Here is a 10,330-nt window from a genome sequence, read left to right on the forward strand (position 1 = left end):
GAGAATTCTTTAAGATGCACCGTACTTGCTCTCCCTTTTTGGACACAATACGTAATTTACCATCATTTAAGCCTTAACTGAACCGTATTGTTATATAACCAAGGAGTCGATCGCTATCGTGCAGGAGATTTAGAAGGGGCGATCGCAGCCTTCAACCAAGCCTTAGAGATTGACCCTAAATTCCAGTATGCTTGGAACGGGCTAGGCAATGCCCTATATAGTTTGGGCCGCCACAGTGAGGCGATCGCAGCCTACGAGAAAGCCTTAGAAATTGACCCCAAATCCCAAATTGTCTGGAACGGGCTGGGCGTTACTCTAGAAGATTTGGGCCGCTACAGTGAGGCGATCGCAGCCTTCGAGAAAGCCTTAGAAATTGACCCGAAATTCCACGGTGCCTGGAACGGGCTGGGCGCTACCCTAAAAGATTTGGGCCGCTACAGTGAGGCGATCGCAGCCTTGGAGAAAGCCTTAGAAATTGACCCCAAAAACGACTATGTTTGGAACAACCTGGGCATTGCCCTAGGAAATTTGGATCGCTACAGTGAGGCGATCGCAGCCTACAAGCAAGCCTTAGAAATTAACCCAAAATACTGTAATGCCTGGAACGGAATGGGCGCTACCCTAAAAGATTTGGACCGCCACAGTGAGGCGATCGCAGCCTACGAGAAAGCCTTAGAAATTGACCCGAAATTCCACTTAGCCTGGTACAATCTGGGCAATACCCTAAAGGATGTGGGTCGCTACAAAGAGGCGATCGCAGCCTTCAAGAAAGTCTTAGAAATTGACCCCAAATACCACCATGCTTGGTATGGGCAGGGCGCTACCCTAAATGCTTTGGGCCGCTACAGGAAGGCGATCGCAGCCTTCAACAAAGCCTTAGAAATTGACCCCAAAGACCAGTATCCCTGGAACGGGCTGGGTAATGCCCTAAGTTTTCTGGATCGCAAGATTGAGGCGATCGCAGCCTACGAGAAAGCCTTAGAAATTGACCCCCAATTCCACTATGCCTGGAACGGGCTGGGCACTGCCCTAACTTGTCTGGGCCGCTACAGTGAGGCGATCGCAGCCTACGATAAAGCCTTAGAAATTACAGGCGATCAATCATGGGAAGCTTGGGTCTGTCGAGGTTGGGTATTTTTCTACTCAGGGCGCTACAGTGAAGCTATTCAAAACTGGGATGAAGGCTTAAATAAATATCAGCCCAGCAATTGTGACTATCGCCTTGCTTGCAGCACGTTGCACCAGCAAAAAGACGAGGCACTACGAATACGGCAAAAAAATCGGCACTTATTTTGAATCTTTCCACAAAGCCAAAGCCAGCGATGAAATATCTAGCGCTTTAAGGATGATTCGATTCTATCAAATTCTCAACGAACAGCGTTGCCAAAATAAGTTGCATCCGGCACTAGCCCTCAAAGAAGCGCAAAAATGGCTCCGAACTATTACTTACAGCGAACTATCCAACTGGTATCTGGAATTGTCTGAAATAATTAAAGACAATTCCGGTTGTAGTCAAGATTTGAGAGACGAAGCTAACCTCATCCGCAGAGATAGTGCTAAAATTGAATCTGACAAACCTCCTTATGCCGATCTCTACCACTGGGCAGGTTTCACAATTACTGGTAAAGTTAATCCCTAACTTCCAAACCATCGACTCTTATGAAAGAAAGAGATATTATTAGGCTGCAAGCCCTTGGCGCTGCTTTAGCTAAACTAGATTCATCTGTCCAGCTTGGCGAGTTGGAAGAGAATATAAGTCATCAGATATTGGCTTTAGAAAAATTAGCACAACAAAACAACACTCTGAACGAAATTTACAGAAAAGAACGCCTCGACTTACAAGATGAGTACGAAGCAAAATTAAAAGACAAACGCTACCAGCAGACAAGTGACAGCATTTACAGCACCGACGCTATAAATTTAAGCCCTTCCTTTCCTCAGCCGCCAGGAGAAGTGGAGAATCCCTCTGAAATAGCTAAAGCCTTTGACAATTTAATTGCATCTTTTAATAAAATCAAAAGCCTGTACGCGGTTGAAAACCCCCTAGAAACTTTTCAAATCATCATCGAACAAGAAGCGATCGCACCTTTGATTCTGGAAGCTTACGATCGCATTCGAGCGCTATTTCCTACGGAAAGATTAGGCTTAGAAGTGAAAACCGATCCAGAAATTGCCAACTGGCGAGCGCTGTGGATTGCTATCTACACTAAACTCGAAGTCGAGGAAGCTTTTGCAAAGTTAAACATCCTTGATGATAGTTGGTGGCTCGAAGCTAAAATAGCTGCCCCCAAAAATGATTTACATATTAGCCTTGAATGGGAGTAAAATGAGATTTAATTGGTCAGAATATTTGAATTTAGCTCAAGATTTAGCTGCTACGAATAGTGACAGTTCACCTAACATGGAAGCCAAGTTGCGATCGGCGATAAGTAGAGCATACTATTCGACATTTTGCCTAGCGCGAAATTACTTGCGCGACATTGAAAAAGACCCAAGACTTTTTCGTAAGAATCGTGATATCAACGAACATCAATATGTAGCAAAAGAATTTATAGACCACCCAACTAAAATGAAAAATAGGGTCAAAATAGGTGAAAATTTAAGCAGATTGAGAGAACTTAGGAATAAAGCTGATTATGAAGATACTATGTTTAACTTACCAAGAGAAGCGAAAACTGCGTTAATGCTAGCTCAGAATATTATTTCAGCGTTAAGTAACTTAACTGAATAATCCGACAAATGGGAAGTGAACCCAATAAACTTTAATAGCAACTGCTGCAAAAACCCGGTTTCTTGAAGAAACCGGGTTTTTTAAGACAATTACCTAACTTTTACCGTTACCGTTTCCATTGCCGCCAGTTGTTAGCAAAACCCGCTTAGCTAAAGGTTCCGGCACTTCTTGCAATCGATCGAACTCCCAATTAAAAAATCCTACTCCCATTGTCTGCGATCGCAATTCTACGATCAAATTCTGCATTTCTGCGATCGGCAAATAAGCAGAAACTGCATCCCATCCCTTCCAGTCTGGTTTACCTTCGTAGCCGAGAATTTGGCCGCGGTGTCCGCTGACCAACTGCAACACCTTTGATGTACACTCGTTCGGAGCGCAAATTTCAACTTTGGCGATCGGCTCCAGCAATGCCGGTTCGCACTTCGCCATTCCCTCCTGCATCGCCAAACGCGCCGCTTGCTTGAAAGCTTGTTCGGAACTGTCCACAGAATGGTAGGAACCGTTCGTCAGCGTCACCGCTACGTCTACCACCGGGAAACCCAGCGGGCCGCGATCCAAATACTCGCGCACTCCCACTTCCACGCCGGGAATGTACTGTTTTGGGACGACGCCGCCGACTATTTTGTCGCTAAAGGTGAAACCTTCTCCGCGAGGCTGCGGTTGAATGTCGAGGTACACGTCCCCAAACTGTCCGTGCCCGCCGCTTTGGTGTTTGTAGCGCCCGTGGATGGAAGATGCTGGTTTGCGGATGGTTTCTTTGTACGGCACTTGCGGTAAGTGAGTTACCATAGGCAGATTATACTTACGGCGCAACCTGTCTAAGGCTACTTTCAGGTGGATTTCGCCTTGACCCCAAAGTATAATTTCGTGAGTGTCGCCGTGCTGTTCCCAGACTAAAGATGGGTCTTCTTCTAGCAATTTAGCTAAAGCGGAGCTCAGCTTAACTTCATCGTTGCGCTTTTCTGGGACGATCGCCAGTGCGTAGACAGGAGGGATGATTTCGGCTTTTGGCAATTCTTCCGATCGGTCAATCGCCAGCGTATCGCCTGTTTTCACGCCTTCTAGCCTTCCCAAAGCCACAATTTCCCCGGCGCTGACGGATTGCAAACTTTGCGTTTGCTGGCCGGTCAAGCGGTACAAACCGTTAACTCGAACCCCGTTCAAAATTGCTCCGTCTGCCAGCGTCCCCCGCCACATTCTCACTAACGATAGTTTGCCTCCCTGCGGCGTGTAATAGGTTTTGAGGATTTGAGCCAGAACTTTGTTTTCACTTTGTATAATGCCGCGGCGCTCGGCTGTAGTTTCCGGTGTCGGCGCTTCCCTCAGCAAAGCTTCCAGCAGAGGCCGCACGCCGAAATCTTGTTCGGCGATGCCGATGAATACTGGCACAATTAAATCTGCGCCTAATTCCATCTTTAAATCGCGGGTAATTTCTTCGGCATCGGGATTGATTTCTTCGAGCAATTCTTCGAGTAAATGGTCGTCAAAATTCGCCAATTCTTCGAGCATTTGCTGCCGCGCTGCGCTTTCTTGTGCTTTGAGGTGTTCTGGAAGCGGGACGGGATCTGCGGCGGCCCCCGGATGGTAGTGGTAAGCTTGTTCGGTTACTAAGTCAATAAAACCGATGATTTGTTCGTTTTTGCCGATCGGATATTGGTGAGGTACGATCGGTCTGCTGGAAACGGATTTGAGCGCGTCGATCACCTCGGTGAAGTTGGTGCCGCAAGTAGTTTCGTCTGTGTAAGCTCGATCGATCTTGTTGATGAAAACTAGGTGGGGAATTTCCCAATCGTCGAGGAATTTAAACAGGGGTGCGAGGGTTAAAGTGCGATCGGCAACGGGTTCGCAAACAATTATCGCCGCATCCACACCAATCAGCGCATTGTAAGTTTCTTGGGCAAATTCTACCGAGCCCGGACAGTCGAGAAATGTGAAGCGGACGCCTTGATATTCAGCGGTGGCGGCGTTTACTTCTACGCTCATTTGGCGATCGCGCGCTTCCGGCGAACTATCACCTATTGTGTTGCCATCTTTGACATTTCCTTTGCGGGTAATTGTCCCTGTCACCGACAGCAAACTTTCGAGCAGTGCGGTTTTACCGCTTAAATAAGGGCCAACAATTGCAACGTTCCGCGTGGCCCCAATGACTTTTTCGTTCATATTGCCTCCAACAGAAAACTTATTTTCCATTGCTCTTGGTGCAATCAGTTCTCTACCATTTTCTAGACTTTTTCTAGGTTAATTTTTATTGCATTTTCGAGCAACTTCAGATTTTGGTATGATTCTATACTTTTGACGCTAGCGTATTTTGAGTGACGCCAACACAAATTGTAGTTTTTCTTAATATTTGGATTGTTAAACTGCAGATGAACGCGGAGAAAATTCTCGTTCCCAGGCTCTGCCGGGGAACCCATTTCACTCTTGCTCTGCCTCGATTTTAGCGGTTTTTTCGTGTCTAATTCCTCAGCATTCGCAAACCGCTTGCTCGTTTACGTTTCAATCCCTGATAGGGGTTTAGATTAATTGCGGCAGGAAGAACGAAGTGAAGGGCTATCGAAATAATAGATAGCGTTTCAATCCCTGATAGGGAGTTAGGTTAATTGCGGCTTGGTATTTGACGCGGACAGTTCCCCGCCCCGTATTAGTTTCAATCCCTGATAGGGAGTTAGGTTAATTGCGGCTACAGCTTGTCTCAGCTCACGGTCTGCTGAAAGCGTTTCAATCCCTGATAGGGAGTTAGGTTAATTGCGGCTTCTGGGTGTAAAGAATTTCCGCTAATTTCTAGTGGAATGTTTCAATCCCTGATAGGGAGTTAGGTTAATTGCGGCAAAATCGTTGGCGGCGGCACGTCCCAATTGTTAGCGAGTCTAACGTTTCAATCCCTGATAGGGAGTTAGGTTAATTGCGGCCCTTACCAACAATATCTATCAGAAATGTCAGCCATCGTTTCAATCCCTGATAGGGAGTTAGGTTAATTGCGGCGCAAAATGTGGCGGATGTTTGCTCGGTTCATGACAAGTTTCAATCCCTGATAGGGAGTTAGGTTAATTGCGGCTCAAGGCTCGATCGAGGGGATGGGGTACTCTCTGTTTCAATCCCTGATAGGGAGTTAGGTTAATTGCGGCCGCAGACACCGGATAAACCTACTAGCGCTTTCTCGATGTTTCAATCCCTGATAGGGAGTTAGGTTAATTGCGGCTTCAATAATTTCTTTCAGTTTGTACTTAGGATTAGTTTCAATCCCTGATAGGGAGTTAGGTTAATTGCGGCCAAGCTGCGATTGTCTCAAAGAGAATTTGTGATAGGTTTCAATCCCTGATAGGGAGTTAGGTTAATTGCGGCAAAACCCATAACTCAAGTTTTTAATCTCGGTATTTTGGTTTCAATCCCTGATAGGGAGTTAGGTTAATTGCGGCTAGATGTGCTAACTGAGTTTTTATCTCTGTAAGAAGCGAGTTTCAATCCCTGATAGGGAGTTAGGTTAATTGCGGCGTGATTTTGATTGTGTACTGGTTTACTTCGGAGCCCGTTTCAATCCCTGATAGGGAGTTAGGTTAATTGCGGCAGAATAAGTAGCACCCACAAGGCATCGCAACGCTTAAGTTTCAATCCCTGATAGGGAGTTAGGTTAATTGCGGCTGGGTTTACGGGTGCGGCTGCTGACTTGTAAAAGTTTCAATCCCTGATAGGGAGTTAGATTAATTGCGGCCAGAGAAAAGACGATCGTGTTGTTCGCGTCACCGATAAGTTTCAATCCCTGATAGGGAGTTAGGTTAATTGCGGCCGAAAATGATGTGCGCGCAGGCAACTTTGATTTGTTTCAATCCCTGATAGGGAGTTAGGTTAATTGCGGCAGTGTTTGAAATAATTATCAAAGCTCTAAAAATTGAGGTTTCAATCCCTGATAGGGAGTTAGGTTAATTGCGGCAGACTGGAGGAAGTTGGGCGGGAACAGTACAAAGTAAAGTTTCAATCCCTGATAGGGAGTTAGGTTAATTGCGGCAGGGGCAAATTAGGGTTTATCAGCTATTTCACCAGGTTAAGTTTCAATCCCTGATAGGGAGTTAGGTTAATTGCGGCACAAGATTACCAAAGCTGTCAAAGCTTTACCAGAGGGGGTTTCAATCCCTGATAGGGAGTTAGGTTAATTGCGGCAGGTCGCGGCTCTCTGGCGCTTCGTTAGCAGAGTTTCAATCCCTGATAGGGAGTTAGGTTAATTGCGGCTCTTAGAAATATTAAATATGCGTGCCTTGAGGAATGATGGTTTCAATCCCTGATAGGGAGTTAGGTTAATTGCGGCGCTCTCACCCCAAGCCAAGGCGGAGTTTGCTGCCGTTTCAATCCCTGATAGGGAGTTAGGTTAATTGCGGCACGCGATCGAATCGGCGGGAGCCGAGGAGTTTGAGAGTTTCAATCCCTGATAGGGAGTTAGGTTAATTGCGGCTTTATTAAGCTTGAAGCGATTTATAATGCTCGCAAATGTTTCAATCCCTGATAGGGAGTTAGGTTAATTGCGGCCCAGGGCTTATTAATAATAAGCTATAGCGAGCTTTGTTTCAATCCCTGATAGGGAGTTAGGTTAATTGCGGCTTAGCAGAGAAAATCGCTAAAGAACTTGAACTTTACGTTTCAATCCCTGATAGGGAGTTAGGTTAATTGCGGCAATCATATTATTTCACCATTTGTCCAGAGAAGTAAAAAGGTTTCAATCCCTGATAGGGAGTTAGGTTAATTGCGGCGCTAATTTTGCATATCTTAAAAGCATTATTTTTTGTTTCAATCCCTGATAGGGAGTTAGGTTAATTGCGGCGAGATTTGTTGAAATAGAATTCTGCTTCCTTACCCGTTTCAATCCCTGATAGGGAGTTAGGTTAATTGCGGCACTATGAATTGGAGCACGGTCAGGTTGTTACTTTTGTTTCAATCCCTGATAGGGAGTTAGGTTAATTGCGGCAGCGTTATTCGGAGCCCCTATGATGGAACAGTTCGTTTCAATCCCTGATAGGGAGTTAGGTTAATTGCGGCACCCTGTGGTGCCTCCAATTCCAGCAACGGGCGGTTTCAATCCCTGATAGGGAGTTAGGTTAATTGCGGCCTCTGTGTTCGTATCTCATACTTGTAGACAGTGTAGTTTCAATCCCTGATAGGGAGTTAGGTTAATTGCGGCCAGCGCCCAAAGTCATCGCACCGACACCAGCAAGTTTCAATCCCTGATAGGGAGTTAGGTTAATTGCGGCGAGCCGATTTTACATTTTGTAGATTTAAACGGTAAGTTTCAATCCCTGATAGGGAGTTAGGTTAATTGCGGCTTGAATGCGCGGCAGCCGAGCTTCGGGGTCTACGAACTCGGGTTTCAATCCCTGATAGGGAGTTAGGTTAATTGCGGCGGGATACTCCATAACAGCTTTGTCCGTCGTAATTTGGTTTCAATCCCTGATAGGGAGTTAGGTTAATTGCGGCGCAAAGTCTTGCAACACAGCAGCTTTTTCAATTGTGCTAGTTTCAATCCCTGATAGGGAGTTAGGTTAATTGCGGCTCATTTACGAAATCGGCAACTTCTCCTCCAACAGGAATGTTTCAATCCCTGATAGGGAGTTAGGTTAATTGCGGCCCGGGGGAGTACGGACAGTTGAGAAGTCCTCCGACGTTTTCAATGTTTCAATCCCTGATAGGGAGTTAGGTTAATTGCGGCTAAAATTAATCCTTGTGGATTTGGGACAATCTCTGTTACGTTTCAATCCCTGATAGGGAGTTAGGTTAATTGCGGCTGGAGAGTCTTGGACTGGTTGGCAGGCAAAAAGAACAGCTACGTTTCAATCCCTGATAGGGAGTTAGGTTAATTGCGGCTCTTCGCAACAATATCCCGCCATTTCCAAAGAGGCAAAGTTTCAATCCCTGATAGGGAGTTAGGTTAATTGCGGCTTGGGAGATTGCCTCCATGACAACTTGCTCAGGGTTTCAATCCCTGATAGGGAGTTAGGTTAATTGCGGCAAGCGTTTTGCCTCCTAGCCTTCATCCTGGTACGGGTAGTTTCAATCCCTGATAGGGAGTTAGGTTAATTGCGGCTTGGAATTGATACAAGTGATTGGAAAGATTTAGATTCGTTTCAATCCCTGATAGGGAGTTAGGTTAATTGCGGCTGGAACTTTCCACGAGCAACGAGGCTTCCATCACTTCGGTTTCAATCCCTGATAGGGAGTTAGGTTAATTGCGGCATTGTTGCTAGCTTCGTAAATCCGCTTTTTTTTAGTTTCAATCCCTGATAGGGAGTTAGGTTAATTGCGGCTGTTTTTCCTCTTGATGTATTTTTAAAAAATTTGTTTCAATCCCTGATAGGGAGTTAGGTTAATTGCGGCACGTTGGGAATATTGGTCAATCCATGCGAAGTAAGTTTCAATCCCTGATAGGGAGTTAGGTTAATTGCGGCCTGCCACTTTCACAGGAATTACCCGCCGACATTCCGTTTCAATCCCTGATAGGGAGTTAGGTTAATTGCGGCGTTTTTGTTTGAGTCATGCTTACTCCTCGCAATCAGCGTTTCAATCCCTGATAGGGAGTTAGGTTAATTGCGGCCCAAGCCTTGACCAAGCGAATGAGAAAAAGCGGAAACTTCCTAGTTTCAATCCCTGATAGGGAGTTAGGTTAATTGCGGCAAAGTGATAGCAGAACTGATCGCAAGTGATAGCAAGTTTCAATCCCTGATAGGGAGTTAGGTTAATTGCGGCCGCCCGTTCCAGAAGCATTGCTGTATTTGGTTTTCAAGGTTCAGTTCCGTGAATCTAAAACAAAAGTACCATTTCGGCCTTCGACTTGTCAATAACCAAAATTTCATATTCACTCCAAAGCCTTATCCAGTAATACTTTCAGCCTTTCCGTGAATCATTTTTTCGGGCAGTGAGCCTCAAACCCTTGCAGCACATACATTGTAGCCCCAAAAATTAACACCTCAAATTTAACACCTACCCATTCACGGATTTTCCACCCAAAAACAAACATCAACCCGATCACCACTTCCCCAAAGCCCCCCAAACAGTACCCGAAACCACCCCCCAAATCGCCCCCAAACCAGCCCCCACGATCGCCCCCGCCACAGGCCCCAACTCGACCGGCACCCCAGCGCTAACAGCCGGAAACATCGGAGACTCCCCTGCCCCCAACACAGCACCCGCGAAAGTCCCCAAAAAACTGCCCCAAATCGCCCCCAAAGCCCCACCATTTACACCCGAAGGCTGAAACGAAATGGGCAGCTTCGGCGCAAACCCGCAAAAACCCAACAAGCCCCCAGAAACCACACCCCCAACAGAACCCACACCAGCCGCCACGATCGCCACACCCAGCAGCAAACCAGCAAACTCATTCACCGGTCGCATCTGGACACCGTATTGCTGCCAAACCACCAGCCCAGCCCCCAAAAAAACACCAGCCAGAGTCCCCACAAACGAGCCCCAGACCGCCCCCAAATACCCTCCCCGCCGGCCCCACACCCTCCCCACCGGCAGCGCCAGAGGAGGCCGGAAACTCGCCCAAACACAGCCCCAGACAGCACCAACCCCCGCCCCAGCCAAAATCCTCTCCCCGACTCCCGGAGTGCTATTAAT

The 10,330-nt window shown here is 46.6% G+C and carries 5 protein-coding genes, 1 pseudogene and 1 CRISPR repeat array; of the genes and pseudogenes, 4 read left to right on the forward strand and 2 right to left on the reverse strand.

Annotation, left to right across the window (positions count from 1 at the left end; all coding sequences use genetic code 11):
- Positions 1–87: 87 nt before the first annotated feature.
- From E5S67_RS29445 to E5S67_RS29460, 4 genes are read left to right on the forward strand one after another with little or no spacing between them, the layout of a single operon-like run.
- Positions 88–1,296 (forward strand): tetratricopeptide repeat protein, encoded by a 1,209-nt coding sequence (locus tag E5S67_RS29445; protein WP_246277039.1) that lies wholly within the window; start codon positions 88–90, stop codon positions 1,294–1,296.
- Between the two features lie 49 nt (positions 1,297–1,345).
- Positions 1,346–1,639 (forward strand): hypothetical protein, encoded by a 294-nt coding sequence (locus E5S67_RS29450; RefSeq protein ID WP_172192655.1) that lies wholly within the window; start codon positions 1,346–1,348, stop codon positions 1,637–1,639.
- A gap of 20 nt (positions 1,640–1,659) precedes the next feature.
- Positions 1,660–2,325 carry a hypothetical protein gene (locus tag E5S67_RS32850; RefSeq protein WP_216670797.1) on the forward strand — a complete coding sequence of 222 codons (666 nt, stop codon included), beginning with the start codon at positions 1,660–1,662 and terminating at the stop codon, positions 2,323–2,325.
- Positions 2,326–2,350: 25 nt separating this feature from the next.
- Complete coding sequence (locus E5S67_RS29460) at positions 2,351–2,731, forward strand: HEPN domain-containing protein (RefSeq protein ID WP_246277040.1); 381 nt, start codon at positions 2,351–2,353, stop codon at positions 2,729–2,731.
- A 93-nt stretch (positions 2,732–2,824) separates the two neighbouring features.
- Here the strand turns inward: E5S67_RS29460 and E5S67_RS29465 are convergent, their stop codons facing one another.
- Both E5S67_RS29465 and E5S67_RS29470 read right to left on the reverse strand, forming a co-directional pair.
- The gene (locus E5S67_RS29465) at positions 2,825–4,891 is read right to left on the reverse strand and encodes an elongation factor G (RefSeq protein WP_172192659.1); all 2,067 of its coding nucleotides are present in this window, start codon (positions 4,889–4,891) and stop codon (positions 2,825–2,827) included.
- 333 nt (positions 4,892–5,224) lie between these two features.
- Positions 5,225–9,457: direct repeats of the CRISPR family, unit length 37 nt; unit sequence GTTTCAATCCCTGATAGGGAGTTAGGTTAATTGCGGC.
- A 279-nt stretch (positions 9,458–9,736) separates the two neighbouring features.
- Positions 9,737–10,330: pseudogene (locus E5S67_RS29470) on the reverse strand (DNA-binding protein); the annotation flags it as partial.

The organism is Microcoleus asticus IPMA8, assembly GCF_013179805.1.
In the GTDB taxonomy this organism is placed as follows: Bacteria; Cyanobacteriota; Cyanobacteriia; order Cyanobacteriales; family Microcoleaceae; genus Microcoleus; species Microcoleus asticus.

Bases quoted from the DNA above. Each gene is read 5' to 3' on its own strand.
- E5S67_RS29450 (WP_172192655.1), top strand. From the start codon at position 1,346: ATGATTCGATTCTATCAAATTCTCAACGAACAGCGTTGCCAAAATAAG.
- E5S67_RS32850 (WP_216670797.1), top strand. From the start codon at position 1,660: ATGAAAGAAAGAGATATTATTAGGCTGCAAGCCCTTGGCGCTGCTTTA.
- E5S67_RS29465 (WP_172192659.1), bottom strand. From the start codon at position 4,891: ATGAACGAAAAAGTCATTGGGGCCACGCGGAACGTTGCAATTGTTGGC.